The sequence below is a fragment of the Pseudomonas sp. Q1-7 genome (assembly GCF_028010285.1).
Taxonomy (GTDB): Bacteria; Pseudomonadota; Gammaproteobacteria; order Pseudomonadales; family Pseudomonadaceae; genus Metapseudomonas.
This window is the reverse complement of sequence record NZ_CP116304.1, coordinates 3053237-3068158: the sequence shown is the minus strand read 5'-3', so window position 1 is coordinate 3068158 and position 14922 is coordinate 3053237. Positions and strand designations below refer to the sequence as shown.

Here is a 14922-nt window from a genome sequence, read left to right as displayed (position 1 = left end):
ACCATGACCATGAAAAACGGCGCCATCGCGCCGAACGGGATCGGCTTGCCCAAAGAAAAGCCAGTTCGCCGCCAGGTCTGTGTCCACGAGGCAGGCCACGCTGTTGCCTACTGGTGGAATGGCCTCCACATCAAGCAGTGTGTCGCCCGCACCCGCGAGGAGGTGGTGAAAGCCGGCGATGGAATGTCAGGTCGTGTATGGCACTCCCCCTGCATTGTCGCGCCGGAGCTTGCGCTGGAGTTCGGACTGCATGACGGCAATCCTCGTCTTGAGGAGCTTGTGTATCGCGATCTGATTGGCTGTTTTGCCGGTCCCGTGGCTGAGTCCATCTATCGGCGAGCGTCACTGCTCTCAATCATGGTCGGCTCCGGATCGTTGGATCTTTCCGATGCCCGGTGCCTGCTGGCGTTTCTCCCGGAGAGCCAGCGCGCCAAGGTGGAGCGTGTAGCTGTCCGTCGAGCTCGGGTGCTCATTCGCCAGCATTGGCACTTGGTATCGGCCCTGGCAGATCAGCTCCAGCTGAAGGGGATCATCGGGGGAGAGGAAGTTACTGATCTGCTCTGTGGGGTCAGCGCCGAAGCCCCGGTTTTCCTGGGCAAATCCCTGACGGTACTGGACGGTCGGGGAGGTCGCTATGGGCGTTGAACAGTCGTTCCTCAAAGCACTGCAGGATAGCTTCGGGCAATTGAGCTTTGTGCCTGTCGCTGATGGTGCGATCCATCGCTTCCACGTGCCGGGCGACCGTACTGGCACCAACAACGGATGGTATGTGGTGTTCGCCGACGGCATCGCGTCCGGTTGCTTCGGCAGCTGGAAGGCCGGCAGTTCGCATAGCTGGAGCAGCCGGGAGCCGGCGAACCCGGTCGAGGCCGAGCAGGTGCGCAAGCGCATCGAGCAGGCCCGCCGGCAGCGGGAGGCGGAGCTGCGCCAGCGTCAGAAGGCGGCAGCCGAGTACGGTAATCGCCTCTGGCGTGATGCCCGTCGCGCGGATCCCGAGCATCCGTACCTGGTGGCCAAGCAGGTTCGCGCCCATGCCTTGCGCCAGCACGGCGACCAGTTGCTGGTGCCGCTGTACCACGGCGGCCAACTGGTGAACCTGCAGCGCATCGGCCCGGACGGCAGCAAGCGCTTCCTCTCGGGTGGCCAGGTCAAGGGCGCCTATTCGGCCCTGGGGCGCATCGAGCTCGGCCGGCGGCTGTACATCTGCGAAGGCTGGGCAACCGCCGCCACGCTCCACCAGCACAGTGGCTGCCCGGTCGCTGCGGGAATGAACGCCGGTAACCTTGACCCGGTGGCGCGGAGTCTGCGGGCGAAGTACGGCGAGCTGATCGAGCTGGTGATCGCCGGCGACGACGACCGCCAGACCGCAGGCAATCCCGGGCGCACCGCGGCGACCGCTGCCGCCCTCGCGGTGGGGGGGCTGGTGACCTTCCCCGACTGGCCGCCTGGCGTGCCGGATCACCTCTCGGACTTCAACGACCTGGCCAACTGGAGGGCTGCCCATGAGTAACCCCCTCACCCTCGAGGCGAAGAGCCCCGTCCAGGAGGCGATCCGCAACCTCTCCAGCGATGCCGGTGCCCTGTACGAGCCAAAGATCCTCGAGCAACTCAAGGCCATGCGCGGCAAGGACCCGGCGGCCTTCGCCCGGCTGCGCATCCAGGTGAAGGAAACCAAGCAGCTGAGCATGGTGGAGTTCGACCGGATCACGGCCAGCAGCAACGACGACACCGCGCCCAGTATCAGCATCTTCGCCGAGGTGGAGCCTTGGCCCGCTCTGGTGGACGGCGCCGACCTGCTAGACGACATCACCCACACCCTGGCGCGTCACGTGATTGCCGACAAGGAAACGCTGCGCGCTGCTGCCTTGTGGGTGGCCTTCACCTGGTTGATTGATGTGGTGCAGGTAGCGCCCATCGCCAACATCACCGCGCCGGAGAAGCGTTGCGGCAAGTCCATTCTGCTGACCGCCCTGGGCAAGCTGGCCAACCGCTCGTTGCAGGTGGCGAACATCGGGCCTGCCGCGTTGTTCCGCTCCATTGAGCTGTGGTCGCCAACCCTGCTGATTGATGAGGTGGACGCCTTCCTGGCGGCGCATGAGGACGCCCGCGGCATCCTCAATGCCGGCTTCACCCGGGACAGCGCCATCGTGATTCGCTGCGTGGGTGACGATCACCTGCCGACGCCGTTCAACGTCTGGGGCGCCAAGGCGCTGTGCGGAATCGGCAAGATCGCCGACACCCTGGCCGACCGCAGCGTGCCGCTACGCCTGCGCCGACGTACCCCAGGGGAGAGCGTGGAAAGCCTGCGCCACTCCGATCCGGCCCTCTGGGAAAAGCTGCGTTCGCGTCTGGCCCGTTTCGCCCAGGACAGTGCCGATGCTATCGGCAAGGCCAGGCCCACGCCGATCACAGGGCTGAACGATCGCGCCAACGATGCCTGGGAGCCGCTGCTGGCCATTGCCGACCTGGCGGGTAGTCACTGGCCCAAGTCTGCCCGTCATGCTGCGATCGCTCTTCACGGACTGGAAGGTGAGGCGCCCAGCATCGGCGCCGAGCTGCTGGCCGATGTGAAGGCGGTATTTGATGCCAAGGCGACAGCCAAGATCTTCAGCGCCGAACTGCTGGACGCCCTGGTCGCCGACGAGGAAGCACCCTGGGCGACCTGGAATCGCGGCAAGCCCATGTCGGCTCGGCAGCTGTCGCACAAGCTGGCGGACTTCGGGATCAAATCTGGCACCGTTCGCCAGGGCTTCGACACCAAAAAAGGGTACTCGCTGGATCAGTTCCGCGATGCCTTCGGCCGGTACCTTTCCACCGACACCCCCGCCACAAGCGTCACACCGTCACAAACCAATAACCACGCGGCTTCCAGCGTTTCTGGAAGCGTCACACACGCCCCCGCTGTGACGGATGAAAAAACGCTGGAAGTCACGGCTGGCGAGGGGTGTGACGATGTGACGGATAAATCACCCCTGCACGGGAAAGAGGACGTGAAGGGGGAGCAGCTCTGGGATGAGAACGACAAGGAGGAATTCTGATGGGCGCCGCTATCGACTTCCTCCACGAACATGGGCTTACCGCGAAGGTGAACGGCAGGCGCCTGGTGGTCTCCCCAGCCTCGAAACTGACCGACGACGTTCGCTGCTACATCAAGTCCCACCGTCTGGAGTTGCTGGCGGAGCTCGCGGCCAACGATGGTCAGGAGCGCCGCAGCAATTGGAAAGTCCTGCGGGATGGCAAGTCCATTGCCACGATGATCGGCGAACCCATGACCCGCACCGAGGCCCTGGAGGCTGCGCGCTGGCGCTGGCCAGATGTGGAGGTCGATCATGGCTGAGACGTTCGAGCAGCGTGTTGAGGCGACTGCGAGGATGTTGCTGGTGGCTTGCCGGGAGCAGGGGATCGCCCTTACTGGCGATCTCCGAGTGAACGAAACGGATGCAGCAGCTCTGCTCAATATCTCCGCTGGGCATCTGAAAAATATGCGAACGGGAGATGGTAGTGCCCCACGGCACTACCGGATCCCAATGGCCGGCTGCCAGGTGAGTTACAGGCTTCGCGATATCGCGATCTGGATAGAGATCGGCACCGAATAGCACCAGGCATCATTGGATGTCACCTGGCGGCATGGTTTCCCGGCCGCCAGGTTGTGACCATTTCTCCAACTCAATCTCGTTGGAGAAAACAATGCGCGAACTTGCATTTGCCCAATATGTGAAGGCGTTGCTCAGCGCCGGCGGAAGACCCGGCGAAGCGCTCAATTTGTCCAAGAACCAGTACGGTTACGCCAATCCTGCGGTGAGGTTTTTGGAGAAGAGCACTGTCGGCACGGGAGATCTCCATGCCGACCCGGATTTCCGTTCGGCAGGCCGGGGCTTCATCGAACTGGTTCAGATTCGATCCCTGATCGGGAAGATCAACGCCATCTCGCCCTTCCGCTATGTCCCCGCCCACACGCGGGTACTGGCTCAGACCGAAAGGCCGGCTGCTTACTGGACTGCTGAAGGTGCGCAGAAGGTTGCCACGCATACCGCCTTCGAGCAGAAGAGCCTCGAATCCAAGAAGATCACCGGCCTGCTGGTGCTGACCAAGGAACTCCTGGACGGGCAGGGCGCGGCCTTCGAGTCGGCAGTGACCAACGACCTGGTGAATCCGATTGCCAGTCTTGAGGGGATCTCTTTCCTCGACCCCAGTAACGGCGGAATTCCCAATCAATCTCCGGCATCGGTCACCAACGGAGTGACGCCTGTGCCGTCCTCGGGTGCCGATGCCGAAGCGGTGCGGGCAGACATCCGGGCCCTGTTCGCAGCTTTTGAGGGCTCGCTTGAAACTGCGGTTATGGTGATGCACCCGGAGACTGCCCTGTCCCTGTCGCTCATGCAGGCAGCGCTTGGTGAAACCGGCCTGACGGTGCGCGGTGGCGACTTCTTCGGCGTGCCGGTGGTAACTAGCGATTCGGTACCGGTGGACTCCAATGGAGCTGTCGTCGCATTGATTGATCCCGCCGGAATTCTGCTCACCGATGAAGGTGTGCAGATCAAACATTCCTCCCTCTCCACCATCGGGATATCTGGCGGCCCCGATGGCCCGCAGTTCCTCTCCCTCTGGCAGAACAACCTGACCGCCGCTCTGGCCGAGCGTTTCCTGAACTGGGAAGTCGCGCGCGCTGGCTCTGTCGCCTGGCTTTCCGGCGTTCAGTGGGGTGAATGATGGCCACCACTGCAGACCGTGCTGAGTCGCTGGTTAAGCGGATCAGTGAGCGGGCAAAGGAGTTCGCCGATCAAGGCATGAAGTCCGAGGCATTCGGATTGGCTGCCGGCGCCGTTCTGTCCGCCCAGATCGCGAAGGTACTTGAGCGTATCGAGAAGCTGGAGTCGGAGCAGGCACTGCTAGCAGACCGCGGCCTCAAATACTGTGGTACCTGGCAGCGGGCCCTGGACTACCGCCGCGGCGATTGCGTCACCCATAAGGGCAGCCTTTGGACCGCGGTGAAGGCCACCAACAAGGCACCCGACGAAGCCGCTTCTGACTGGCAGCTTTCGGCCAAGGGAGCGCAACGATGAGCGACCACGAGAACAAGCAAGACGTGCTCGAAGCCATGAGCCGAATCATTGCCCAGCACGCCGATTGGCTTGACGGCCGCACCTTCCAGCGCCTGGCCCTCGCAGCTGCCCGTGGGTACTTCGAAGAGGATGACCTGGACGACTACGGCACCTTCGACGACCTGCGGGCGGCCTTCGCCAAGGCCGCAGAAATCGCCATCAAGGCGGCAACGGAATAGCGATCCACGGGACAAGTCGTGAGTGTCCACAACAACCGCGACAGCCTGCGCGGGCAGCCCTCCGGAGATATCAAGCGCGATATCGCACGCTCGGCGGCAGGCAACCCTTTCTCCTCTGGAGGTCATCATGCCGACAGCATTTGAAGTGGACCTGAAAGGCCTCGACAAGATCGTGAAGAAGCTCCGCGAACTCGGGCCGAAGGTGGAGCGCTCCGCGCTTCGCCGGGCCTCCCGCAAGGCCATGAACATCGTTCGCGACGCTGCCCGCGCCAAGGTCAAGACCGCCGACGACCCGGCGACCGCCGAGAACATCGCCAAGAACATCGTGGTTCAGGAATCCAGCCGGCGCAGCAAGACCGTGGGCGGCGTGGTGATGCGCGTCGGCGTGCTGGGTGGTGCCCGTGACACCAATCTCGGCGGCCTGGTGGGGGTGAAGAACCTGAAGGACAACCCCGGCGGCGACACCTGGTACTGGCGATTCCTGGAGTTCGGTACCGAGCAGCAGGCCGCCCAGCCCTTCATGCGTCCCGCCCTGGAAGAGAACACCGACAACGTCACCGATACCATGGCTGTCGAGCTGAACAAGGCGCTCGACAAGCTGGCTCAGTAGGAGACCCGAATGGCCAGTCGTTCACTTGGACAACTCACGCTCGACCTGATCGCCAAGACCGGGGGCTTCACCGGCCCCCTGGACAAGGCCGCCCGCGACTCTCAGAAGCGGATGACTGATATCAAAAAAGCCGCGACCGACGCCGGCAAGGCCATTGGCGCGACGATAGGAGTCGGTGCTGCCTCGGCGGCTGCGGCCCTGGTGTTCATGGTGGAGAAGCAACGCGAGGTCATTGATTCGCAAGCCAAGATGGCCCAACGCCTGCGCACCAGCTACGAAAGCCTGGAAACCTTGGGACGGGCCGGCGAATTGGCTGGCGTGGGCATGGATAAGATCGAGGGCGCCAGCCGCGCCCTGGAGCAGCGCTTGGGCCTGGCGATTCAAGGCTCCAAGGAGCAGGCAGCGGCCTTTGAGCGACTCGGGCTGAGCGCCGAAGATATCGCCAAGCTGCCACTCGACAAGCGAATCTCGCAGATCAACCAAGCGCTTCGGGATAACGTCCAGGCCTCCGAGCGCGCCGCTGTCGCCGGCAAACTGTTTGGTGAAGAGGGTGCGACTGCCATCCAGGCACTTGACCCCGGAACCATTGCTGAAGCGGCCCGACAGGTCGAGATCTTCGGCCTTAACCTGTCGGACGTAGATGCTGCGAAAGTCGAGATGGCCAACGACGCCTTGTCGACTTTCGGCCTGCTCGGTGACGGCATCGCCAAGCAACTGACGGTTGAGCTGGCGCCGATCCTGAAAGCCGTAGGCGACGAGTTCCTGAAGGCCGCCGAAGAGGCGGGCGGCCTGGGCACTGTAGTCCAGGACACGACCGGCGACATCGTCGAGGCGCTGTCTTTTGTCGTGGATGCCGCCGATGGTGTGAAACGGGTCTTTGAGGTCGTCGCAGACGGCATCATCGCCGGCTTTTCCGAAGCCTCATCGTTCGTTGCCAACAACGCCGCCGGCATTCTCGACACCATCAGCTACCTGCCGGGCGTGGATTACTCGGACACCGTGGCCAGCCTGCGCCAGTTCGCTACCGAGTCCAACGGCATCGCCCGCGAGGCGGTGAACAACATCGAGGAAACCCTCAACCGGCCGTTGGCGGGCCAGGCGTTCAAGCAGTTCTATGCCGACGCCCAGGCGGCCGCAGAAGCCGCTGCAAGCGCAACCGTCGCCGGCCGGGAAGCTGCCGCTGCTACCGGGCTGGCCTTCGTCGCGAGCGAAGATAAGAAGACCAAGGCCGCCAAGCAGACCGCCGCCGCAATCGCCTCGCAAATCAAGGCGTTGGAGCTTCAGGCCGCCACCCTGGGCATGACCACCAAGGAAGAAACCCTGTTCAAGCTGGCGCTGGACGGCGCCACCCAATCGCAGCTTGACCAAGCAGCCGCCGCGCTGGATGCGGTGGACGCTTTCGAGAAGGCCAAGAAGCAGCAGGAAGACTACAAGGCCGTCGTCAGCGACCTGCGCACCGAAGAGGAACAGCTAACCGACCAGTTGAAGGAACGCCTGCGCCTGATCGAGGCCATGCCCGACTTGCCCGAGGGTGAGCGCCGCAAACAGACTGATCGCGCAATCGACGCAGCGTTTGCCCCGGCGCCCCAGTTCGCCGGCCTGGACCCATCCGTAGGCGGTCCCATCGGCGAGATCATGAAGGTCGACACAGCCACGGCAGAGCTTGAAACCTGGTACTCCAAGCAGTTGGAAATCCTGGAGCAGAGCCGCAAGGACAAGGCTGAACTCAACGAGGAATGGGACGCCAAGGAGTTGGAGCTCAAGGCGCAGCATGAGCAGGCCCTGGCGGACCTGGAATCCGCCCGGCAGATCGCCACGCTGGCCGGCACCTCCAGCTTCTTCGGCAACCTCTCCAACCTGGCGAAGACCTTCTACGGCGAACAGTCAGGACTTTATCAGGCCACCTTCGCCGCACAGCAGGCCCTGGCCATCGCTCAAACCATCATGAACACCGAAGCGGCGGCCGCCGCAGCCATGGCGCCTCCACCGATTGGCCTGGGGCCGAAGGAAGGTGCGGTCTACGCCCAATTCATCAGGGGCATGGGTTACGCCTCGGCGGGCATTATCGGCGCCCAGACCATCGCCGGCATGGCGCACGACGGTATCGACTCGGTTCCTGCAACCGGAACCTGGTTGCTGGAGAAAGGGGAGCGGGTTACCACCGCGGAGACCAGCGCCAAGCTCGATAGGACCTTGGCCGAAGTTCAGGCTGGCATGTCCGGAAGAAGCGGCAAAACCGAGCGGCCAATCCAGATCACGAACAACTTCCCAAGCATGACCAACGCTCGCGAGGCACGCGAAGCCAGCGCTTCCATTCAGCGCGCAGTGGCTCGTGGTGTGCGCGGCTCAACGAGGTACGACTGATGGGTAATCTAATCAAGATGCCGGAACCCTCAACACGACGCTGGAGGATTGCGGAGCCCAGCTTCAGGGAGCTGATGCTAGAGGATGGTGTAGCGCCTGAGCATGTCGATGTGGCTTTGGGGGAAATGCGGAGATACTTCCTCGCTTGTGATAGCCAAGAGGGCACCACGTTCTCTCTGCCAGATATCAATGTCAGTCAGGAGGACATGCGCCTGATCGATGAAGCGGTGACGGAGGCGTTTGAACGGCACAACGCCATTTCACTTCAAAGACATCAGCGCGCGCTAGATATCATCCTTCGTCTCGTGTCCGAGAAGTATTCCGAGGGCGACGACTATGGCGCGGCTTAGAACGCTCAAGCCCCGTCTGCAGGAGGTCAAGGGCAGGCCCGTTCAATCACTTCCCACCACCAAGGAGCGCAGGCTGACGGGCCGGAAGCTCCAGGATCGACGCCTGAAGGTCTGGTCCCGCAATCCATGTTGTGCCCATTGCGGTCGCCTGTGCGACTTCCCTGGTGGGTTTGAGCTGGATCACAAGGTGCCCCTGTACCAAGGCGGCAGCGACACCGAAGACAACTGCCAGGTGTTGTGTTCCGGTACTGACGGCTGCCACGCCAAGAAGACCAGCATTGACCTCGGATACACCCAGAAGCGAAGGATCGGAGTAGATGGCTGGCCGACCGAGTGAGGGGGGACTGCCAATTTCTCCAGACCGTCTCCGGGGAAACCGTGCCCATCCTTCTTCGATCATTAATCGGAAGAATTTTCCTGAAAACTCAGCCCGGGCCAGGGGGGGGCGGTTGGATACTTCATCCCCTTCCCTTGGGAAACCGCCCGCCACCCCACGCACAGAAAAAATCCCCCCTACAGCCTCCGGTTAACACCCCTGTTAATCAGCAAATCAAATCAGCAAACGCCCTGGAACCCTTGCGGCTCTAGGGTTTCGTTCATTTGTTAACACCATTTGATTTGCTGAAAACGAGTTAACAGTTAACCCCTGGACCTAGATCGGAGCTGTACCGGTAAAGTTTACCAGCCGGCGCTAACGGTGGAGTAACGGCGCGGCAACGTTACAGGCGTTGCTCACCATGGTGGAAAGCGCTTCGGCCCGGTGTTGGACATCGCCTAGGCGGTTGCGAGGTCTCGCCGAGAAAGTCATCCCACATTCGAGAGATCAAGTACCCAGGGCTCTGACGCTGGCAGTGCGGCTTTTGGTTCTCTGCCGCCAAGTTTCTCGCGAGCATAGATGCGCCCCACGACCGGCTTCCCGGCCGCGTTCAGTTCGTATTTCCAGCGGCGACTTCTCAGCCACTCGATCTGCTTGCTGGCACGTTTGGCACCGATCATGGCCGCCAGCTCCTCCTCCGACAGAAACTCCATGTAGGTGCTCACGTCGGTGAGCTGGATCTGAGTTGTGAGCCCTTCAACGGCCGCACTCAGGCGATTGATCACAGCAGTGAGCAGATCGGGATCGGTCATGGCAACCTCCGGGCAGTGGTTGGAGGATAGGCCAGAAACAAAAAGCCCCGCTCGGTGGCGGGGCTTTCTCACTTGAAGGAGATGTATTTCTTGGTTTCTAGCAACTGGTCATAGGTGGCCAGCGGCTTTTTTGACCGTTCTCGCGGAGGACGTTTCTGCCCCTTCGAGAGATCACTTCTCTTCAAATAATCCTTTTCGCTCATAGGGTTACCATTCAGATGAAAGGATTTGAGAGATCTGTTTTGCGTCGATTCCTTTGCCGCAGAAGTCCCCGACCCGCCGTGGGGCGCCGGCTCCTTTAGTTTTGAGTCCTTCGTACTTTCCGTCAGCGTAGACGAAGAACTGATATTTGTACCCGTCGCAAGAGGTGTCCGTCCACTCCTGCCGATCAGCGGTTTCCGAATAGACCCAGTCGAGTCCTGTTGCCTCCACAGAGCAAAGGGCGTTTAGCAGATCTATTACTGAGTCATACCGGTCATCAGGATCTTTCTTGATGCACTTATTTACTATCTTTCGTAGCCCCATGGGGATATGGGGTGGATAGATGCTTCGGTCCGGGTAGGTTTCCTTCCGCATTGCTGCTGCAAATGCTGCTCCGTTTTCGAATCCATCCTTCTGCTCAGAAAGAGAGTCCATTCCGACGCATAGTCTGTATAAGGTTAGGCCTACCTGATAGATGTCGGAGCGGACATCAAGGTCGGAAGTGCTGACGGATTCTGGGGGTGCATGGTCTGCATAGCTGCCGTCTGGAGTAGCAAAGCCATATTCGTCCATGTTCTTTGATAGACCGAAATCCGAAATCAGGGCTTCGTTTCGGTCCGAGATAAGTATGTTGTCAGGCTTAATATCAAAGTGCAAAAGCCCCTTTGAGTGGACATTGTTTAGTCCGGATAGAAACTGAATTGCATAGCGTATTATTTCTCGCGCAGTGAGGTTGCCTTTCTCCGCTAGATCTTTTAGGGAGCCGTTTGCATAGTACGGCATTGCAATATATATGTTTTCGCCATCATTGCATGCGTACTGGACTTGCACGACATTCGGGTGACTGCTTGAGTAAAGCATCTGGGCTTCTTCTAGGAACGCCTCTTCGTTGAAGCCGTCTGTCTTTATTTCCTTGATGGCTAGGTGGGAATTTAGGTGCTTGTCGTGCACTAAAAAGACATTGGAGTTCCGTCCGTTTTGGCCGATATCCTTGATCTTCTTAAATGTTACATTTGCTGTTTGGTATGAAAGTTTCATGCGCAGGCCGCCATGGCTATCAAAATCGCTTCCCTAGAAACAACTGATTTATTGGATGGCCATCCTTTGACGTCAGCAAAGGGGTCTCGGCCTCCAACAATTTCATCAAAGAGCTTGGTTGTGATTTCTAGTCTTGAGCAAATTCCTGTCTTTCTACCGGCGTAGTAGCTTTTGATGGTGCTACTGGCAAACGACTCCATGGCTACCGCTTCAAGGTAAAGTCGCTCATTGCTCTGATTTTGCGAGGATGATTCGGCGATTCGTACTCCCGCCGCCTCGACGCCATATTCTCGGGCGATATCTAGAAGGGTATTTCTGAGAAACTTAAGCTGTTCCGGAAGGCTGAAGGTTGTTGGTATTACAATCTCTTCAAGGTTCTTGATTTTGTTCTTTTCGCTGTCAAAGATTGCGAATGTTACCTTTTTGGGCTCTGCCCTGATTCCAATGGTAATCATAATCCGGCTGCGCCTTTATTGGCCCTAAATATTATTGACCCACTATTTTCTGATACCGCCGCTGGTACTCCTCGTAGCTCAGGCCGGTTTCTCGGCTGAGCTGGTCGAGTTGCTGCTGCTTCCACTGGTCGCGGGAGAGGGCGCCTGGAGGGGTGGCGGCTGAGGCCGCCGCAGGAGCGAATGAGCTAACGGGGGCCGCTTGAGCGCCGTCGCCGATGCACTGGTACTTGATCACGATCTGGCCGGCGACACAGGAGCCATAGCCGTTGAACTGGTGACAGTTCTGCTGCTGACCGCCGAACGACTCGGCGTCCTGATAGCCCCAGACCTGGCACTTCGACTTGGCGATGCTCTGGGCCTGGCTCCTGTTGACGACCGGTTGCTCAAATGGGGCGAAGTCGTAGGCCATGTCCACCGTGCCATCGGCGCGGCTGCCGCCCATGGCATAGAAATCCTTCTTGGTGGCGCAGCCAGTGACGGCGACTACCGTCGCGAGGGCGAGCAGAGCGAGGGGGATGGCACGCATAACTGACTCCTTTCAGGCTTATAGATTCTGAGCGCAATAGATAGAGGCGTTGGCCAGGTTGCTGTCCTGCACGAGCTTGATGGGCTGACTACCGGTGTACGGCGCCTGGCCAACCAACTGGTCGCCAGATCGATAGACCTTGAGCCTGCTGCCGTCCTGGATTCGCACCTGCTTGCCATCGAATTTGATGCGCTCCAGCACATTGCTTTCGCCCCATGTGTAGCAATGCGAACCCGTGCCATCCGGGTTGATGGCCAGGGTCATCAGGTAAGGGCCTGCAGTGCCTGTCCAGACCCCGGCGATATCGCTCGGCGCCGGCTGCGGCTGAACCTGCACAAAGTCGTTGTTGCGCAGGTCGTCGAAGGGGAGGGTGCAGCCGGCCAGTGCGCCAGCGGCGAGGATCAGGGTGATGGTGCGCATGGCGACCTCCTTGTCAGAAAGTTCAGGCATTCTGCCACTGTGATGATCGCCCGGGCTATAAGGCGGAGATAGATCAGTACCTTGGGGTTTAGGTATACGCTTTGGTATATGGCGGGTTTTCGTTATCTGTTAAATCCATATTTCATGGGCGTTTGATTGGTGCTATTTGAGTCCCGCTCCGGCACCATTCGAATCAATCACCTGCACGCTTTTGTTCACGTGGTTTCGGCACAAGCCCAGCGCGCTCGGTTTCTGCGCGTCGCCAGGCTGTAAGAAAACGGTCTAAAAACGCGCTACCGAAAACCGGGGCCTTTGCTAGCCTCAATATCAGTAGGTGGATACGCAGACTGATGCGCAAGCGGATAGCGAGGAAACGTGGGGCGCGTTCCGAAGGGTACACGGTTAGAAAGATCTCCCCGATGAGATCCAGCCCTTACGCCGTGTGAAGCAGAAGAGTTGACGTGCTTCTGTCAGATGCCTGAAAAACCTCGTAAGCCGGAAACCAGCACCGGCCACCTACTACGAACACCAGGCCCGCCATGTGCGGGCCTGTTCGTTTCCGGCAACAGGTGCGCAGGCTTCATTCCTATGTCATCGTGTGCCGTTCGGCGAAGGATTGGTCTGATTGATGCCTAGGACTTTTCTCTCGTGTATGTGGGTCAAGGCAGAAACGGCAGCGCGATCCGTTGCGTGATTCGGCCAGCTTCAGGAGTGCCTGAATGGATCGGGCGAAAGAGGGGAATCGAATGGAATCGAAAGAACAACAACTGGTGCGCCTGCTCAGTCTCACCACGCGCAGCCTTACGCACCTGACGGCAGCGATGAGCGAAATGTCCTTCGAAATGATGCGCAGCGAGGACAGCGCCGTGAAGAGCGCGGGACGGCGCATGATCGATCATCTGGCGGCGATAGGGGCTGGCCTCGATCAGCACTGGGAGGCATTGGCGGCCTACAGCGATATGCCGATCCCCTACGAGGGCACCGAAGCCCTGGTGGAAATGGAACTCAACGAACTTCCGCAGGAATCCTGAGCCCAACCGCCCCAATCGAGGCGTTGTTGTTTCTCCGTACTGTCACGTCGCCGTCACTGGCTTGCCACGAGGCTTGGATGGAATCCGCCTATCACAGGCGGAGGTGCTATCCATGCGGCTATGCGTGATCGGTGCGGGTTATGTGGGGTTGGTGACGGCGACCTGTTTCGCCGAGATGGGCAACCAGGTGAGTTGCGTGGAGCGTGATCCATTCCGACTGGCGCGCCTGTCCCGCGGGCAGGTGCCGATCTACGAGCCCGGCCTCGAACCCATGCTCCAGACGCACCTCGCCAATGGCCAGATAACGTTCACTGCGCGCATTGAGGAGGGCATCGAGCAGGCCGACATCGTGTTCATCGCCGTCGGCACGCCCAGTGGCGAGGACGGCTCCGCCGACCTGAGTCACGTGCTGGCGGTGGCCGACGAGTTGGGCGCCTGCCTCCGACGTCCCTGCCTGGTGGTGGACAAGTCGACCGTGCCGGTGGGAACGGCCGAACGGGTGGCCCGGCGCATCCATGACGGCCTGGCGGCACGCGGCCTGGCGTTCAGGGTGCAGGTGGCGAGTAATCCCGAATTCCTCAAGGAAGGGTCTGCGATCGATGATTTCATGCGGCCGGACCGCGTCATCATTGGTTGCGACCACCCCGAGGCCACAGAGCAGCTGCGTCGTCTCTACGCGCCGTTCGTGCGCAATCACGAACGGGTGCTGACCATGGGGGTACGTGCCGCGGAGTTCACCAAGTACGCCGCGAACGCCTTCCTCGCCACCAAGATCTCCTTCATGAACGAAATGGCCGGCATCTGTGCCCGGTTGGGTGTGGACATCGAAGAAGTACGCCGTGGCGTCGGCAGCGACAAGCGCATTGGCACCCACTTCATCTATGCGGGCTGTGGCTACGGCGGCTCATGTTTCCCCAAGGATGTGCGGGCGCTGATCCGCACCGCCGAGCAGGAGGGCATGGAACCCGGCATCCTGCGCGCCGTGGAGGCCCGCAATGCACTGCAGAAGACCTTGCTGTTCCAGGCGCTGCGCGAGCATTTCAATGGCGTCCTGCAGGGCAGGGTGGTGGCGCTCTGGGGACTGGCCTTCAAGCCGGGTACCGATGATCTGCGCGAAGCACCGAGCCTGGTTCTGCTGGAGGCGCTGCTGCAGGCTGGTGCGCGGGTCCAGGCCCATGACCCGGCCGCCAATGCCGGTGTTGCTGCGCGTTACCCGAAAGCCGTTGAGTCGGGGCAGCTGCGTTTGGCGGAGTCACCTTACCGCGCGGTCGAAGGCGCCGATGCGCTGGTCCTGGTGACGGAGTGGAAGCAGTTCCGCCAGCCGAACTTCGAGCGCATTCGCGGTCTTATGCGCATGCCCGTCATCTTCGATGGACGCAACCTCTACGAACCGGCACAACTGGCCGAAGCGGGGTTCCTCCACCGGGGCATAGGAAGGCCCGCGAGCGGGCATTGTAAGGCGAGTGCGGCGTGATTAGACTGCGCGGCAATTCGCCATAACACCCACCCCCCAAGGAT

Annotated in this window: 19 protein-coding genes; 14 read left to right on the top strand and 5 right to left on the bottom strand. The window is 60.6% G+C overall.

Translation table 11 applies throughout. From position 1 onward, the window contains the following. Window positions 1-3: 3 nt before the first annotated feature. From PJW05_RS14125 to PJW05_RS14070, 12 genes are all read left to right on the top strand, one after another. Window positions 4-645: a hypothetical protein gene (locus PJW05_RS14125; protein WP_271407646.1), complete on the top strand. Its 642-nt coding sequence runs from the start codon at window positions 4-6 to the stop codon at window positions 643-645. Beyond that, window positions 635-1510, top strand: coding sequence for a toprim domain-containing protein (locus PJW05_RS14120; RefSeq protein WP_271407645.1), 876 nt, complete (start codon window positions 635-637; stop codon window positions 1508-1510). Before PJW05_RS14125 ends, PJW05_RS14120 begins: the two co-directional genes overlap by 11 nt. Next, on the top strand, window positions 1503-3038 hold the full coding sequence (locus tag PJW05_RS14115) for a DUF3631 domain-containing protein (protein WP_271407644.1): 1536 nt from the start codon (window positions 1503-1505) through the stop codon (window positions 3036-3038). The genes PJW05_RS14120 and PJW05_RS14115 overlap by 8 nt, the downstream gene beginning before the upstream one ends. Then, the gene (locus PJW05_RS14110) at window positions 3038-3337 is read left to right on the top strand and encodes a hypothetical protein (RefSeq protein ID WP_271407643.1); all 300 of its coding nucleotides are present in this window, start codon (window positions 3038-3040) and stop codon (window positions 3335-3337) included. The genes PJW05_RS14115 and PJW05_RS14110 overlap by 1 nt, the downstream gene beginning before the upstream one ends. Then, window positions 3330-3596 carry a hypothetical protein gene (locus PJW05_RS14105; RefSeq protein WP_271407642.1) on the top strand — a complete coding sequence of 89 codons (267 nt, stop codon included), beginning with the start codon at window positions 3330-3332 and terminating at the stop codon, window positions 3594-3596. Before PJW05_RS14110 ends, PJW05_RS14105 begins: the two co-directional genes overlap by 8 nt. Window positions 3597-3687: 91 nt before the next feature. Continuing rightward, complete coding sequence (locus PJW05_RS14100; RefSeq protein WP_271407641.1) at window positions 3688-4710, top strand: phage major capsid protein; 1023 nt, start codon at window positions 3688-3690, stop codon at window positions 4708-4710. Beyond that, window positions 4710-5063 carry a hypothetical protein gene (locus PJW05_RS14095; protein ID WP_271407640.1) on the top strand — a complete coding sequence of 118 codons (354 nt, stop codon included), beginning with the start codon at window positions 4710-4712 and terminating at the stop codon, window positions 5061-5063. Before PJW05_RS14100 ends, PJW05_RS14095 begins: the two co-directional genes overlap by 1 nt. After that, window positions 5060-5281, top strand: coding sequence for a hypothetical protein (locus PJW05_RS14090; RefSeq protein ID WP_271407639.1), 222 nt, complete (start codon window positions 5060-5062; stop codon window positions 5279-5281). The genes PJW05_RS14095 and PJW05_RS14090 overlap by 4 nt, the downstream gene beginning before the upstream one ends. 127 nt (window positions 5282-5408) lie before the next feature. Then, window positions 5409-5891, top strand: coding sequence for an HK97-gp10 family putative phage morphogenesis protein (locus PJW05_RS14085; protein ID WP_271407638.1), 483 nt, complete (start codon window positions 5409-5411; stop codon window positions 5889-5891). Between the two features lie 9 nt (window positions 5892-5900). Continuing rightward, window positions 5901-8255, top strand: coding sequence for a hypothetical protein (locus PJW05_RS14080; protein WP_271407637.1), 2355 nt, complete (start codon window positions 5901-5903; stop codon window positions 8253-8255). Further along, window positions 8255-8605, top strand: coding sequence for a hypothetical protein (locus PJW05_RS14075; RefSeq protein WP_271407636.1), 351 nt, complete (start codon window positions 8255-8257; stop codon window positions 8603-8605). Before PJW05_RS14080 ends, PJW05_RS14075 begins: the two co-directional genes overlap by 1 nt. Continuing rightward, entirely contained in the window at window positions 8592-8942 is a 351-nt protein-coding gene (locus PJW05_RS14070) for an HNH endonuclease (RefSeq protein ID WP_271407635.1), read from the top strand. The genes PJW05_RS14075 and PJW05_RS14070 overlap by 14 nt, the downstream gene beginning before the upstream one ends. A gap of 467 nt (window positions 8943-9409) precedes the next feature. On the opposite strand, the gene PJW05_RS14065 is transcribed toward PJW05_RS14070, so the two are convergent. The 5 genes from PJW05_RS14065 to PJW05_RS14045 form a co-directional block, all read right to left on the bottom strand. After that, window positions 9410-9733 carry a DUF4224 domain-containing protein gene (locus PJW05_RS14065; RefSeq protein ID WP_333908705.1) on the bottom strand — a complete coding sequence of 108 codons (324 nt, stop codon included), beginning with the start codon at window positions 9731-9733 and terminating at the stop codon, window positions 9410-9412. A gap of 207 nt (window positions 9734-9940) precedes the next feature. Beyond that, entirely contained in the window at window positions 9941-10972 is a 1032-nt protein-coding gene (locus PJW05_RS14060) for a serine/threonine-protein kinase (RefSeq protein ID WP_271407634.1), read from the bottom strand. Continuing rightward, window positions 10969-11427 (bottom strand): hypothetical protein, encoded by a 459-nt coding sequence (locus PJW05_RS14055; RefSeq protein ID WP_271407633.1) that lies wholly within the window; start codon window positions 11425-11427, stop codon window positions 10969-10971. Before PJW05_RS14055 ends, PJW05_RS14060 begins: the two co-directional genes overlap by 4 nt. 31 nt (window positions 11428-11458) lie before the next feature. Then, complete coding sequence (gene yecR, locus PJW05_RS14050) at window positions 11459-11953, bottom strand: YecR family lipoprotein (protein WP_271407632.1); 495 nt, start codon at window positions 11951-11953, stop codon at window positions 11459-11461. Between the two features lie 18 nt (window positions 11954-11971). Continuing rightward, window positions 11972-12373, bottom strand: a complete 402-nt coding sequence (locus tag PJW05_RS14045) for a J517_1871 family lipoprotein (RefSeq protein ID WP_271407631.1) — start codon at window positions 12371-12373, stop codon at window positions 11972-11974. Between the two features lie 746 nt (window positions 12374-13119). Between PJW05_RS14045 and PJW05_RS14040 the strand changes: the two genes are divergently transcribed. Then, entirely contained in the window at window positions 13120-13404 is a 285-nt protein-coding gene (locus PJW05_RS14040) for a hypothetical protein (RefSeq protein WP_271407630.1), read from the top strand. Window positions 13405-13516: 112 nt separating this feature from the next. Beyond that, window positions 13517-14878: a UDP-glucose dehydrogenase family protein gene (locus PJW05_RS14035; protein WP_271407629.1), complete on the top strand. Its 1362-nt coding sequence runs from the start codon at window positions 13517-13519 to the stop codon at window positions 14876-14878. Window positions 14879-14922: the final 44 nt, after the last annotated feature.

Excerpts from the sequence above, each read along its gene's own strand:
- PJW05_RS14075 (WP_271407636.1), top strand. The coding sequence starts at position 8,255 with ATGGGTAATCTAATCAAGATGCCGGAACCCTCAACACGACGCTGGAGG.
- PJW05_RS14095 (WP_271407640.1), top strand. The coding sequence starts at position 4,710 with ATGGCCACCACTGCAGACCGTGCTGAGTCGCTGGTTAAGCGGATCAGT.
- PJW05_RS14065 (WP_333908705.1), bottom strand. The coding sequence starts at position 9,733 with ATGACCGATCCCGATCTGCTCACTGCTGTGATCAATCGCCTGAGTGCG.
- PJW05_RS14115 (WP_271407644.1), top strand. The coding sequence starts at position 1,503 with ATGAGTAACCCCCTCACCCTCGAGGCGAAGAGCCCCGTCCAGGAGGCG.
- PJW05_RS14125 (WP_271407646.1), top strand. The coding sequence starts at position 4 with ATGACCATGAAAAACGGCGCCATCGCGCCGAACGGGATCGGCTTGCCC.
- yecR (WP_271407632.1), bottom strand. The coding sequence starts at position 11,953 with ATGCGTGCCATCCCCCTCGCTCTGCTCGCCCTCGCGACGGTAGTCGCC.
- PJW05_RS14060 (WP_271407634.1), bottom strand. The coding sequence starts at position 10,972 with ATGAAACTTTCATACCAAACAGCAAATGTAACATTTAAGAAGATCAAG.
- PJW05_RS14090 (WP_271407639.1), top strand. The coding sequence starts at position 5,060 with ATGAGCGACCACGAGAACAAGCAAGACGTGCTCGAAGCCATGAGCCGA.
- PJW05_RS14085 (WP_271407638.1), top strand. The coding sequence starts at position 5,409 with ATGCCGACAGCATTTGAAGTGGACCTGAAAGGCCTCGACAAGATCGTG.
- PJW05_RS14110 (WP_271407643.1), top strand. The coding sequence starts at position 3,038 with ATGGGCGCCGCTATCGACTTCCTCCACGAACATGGGCTTACCGCGAAG.
- PJW05_RS14035 (WP_271407629.1), top strand. The coding sequence starts at position 13,517 with ATGCGGCTATGCGTGATCGGTGCGGGTTATGTGGGGTTGGTGACGGCG.
- PJW05_RS14045 (WP_271407631.1), bottom strand. The coding sequence starts at position 12,373 with ATGCGCACCATCACCCTGATCCTCGCCGCTGGCGCACTGGCCGGCTGC.
- PJW05_RS14055 (WP_271407633.1), bottom strand. The coding sequence starts at position 11,427 with ATGATTACCATTGGAATCAGGGCAGAGCCCAAAAAGGTAACATTCGCA.
- PJW05_RS14105 (WP_271407642.1), top strand. The coding sequence starts at position 3,330 with ATGGCTGAGACGTTCGAGCAGCGTGTTGAGGCGACTGCGAGGATGTTG.
- PJW05_RS14100 (WP_271407641.1), top strand. The coding sequence starts at position 3,688 with ATGCGCGAACTTGCATTTGCCCAATATGTGAAGGCGTTGCTCAGCGCC.
- PJW05_RS14080 (WP_271407637.1), top strand. The coding sequence starts at position 5,901 with ATGGCCAGTCGTTCACTTGGACAACTCACGCTCGACCTGATCGCCAAG.
- PJW05_RS14040 (WP_271407630.1), top strand. The coding sequence starts at position 13,120 with ATGGAATCGAAAGAACAACAACTGGTGCGCCTGCTCAGTCTCACCACG.
- PJW05_RS14120 (WP_271407645.1), top strand. The coding sequence starts at position 635 with ATGGGCGTTGAACAGTCGTTCCTCAAAGCACTGCAGGATAGCTTCGGG.
- PJW05_RS14070 (WP_271407635.1), top strand. The coding sequence starts at position 8,592 with ATGGCGCGGCTTAGAACGCTCAAGCCCCGTCTGCAGGAGGTCAAGGGC.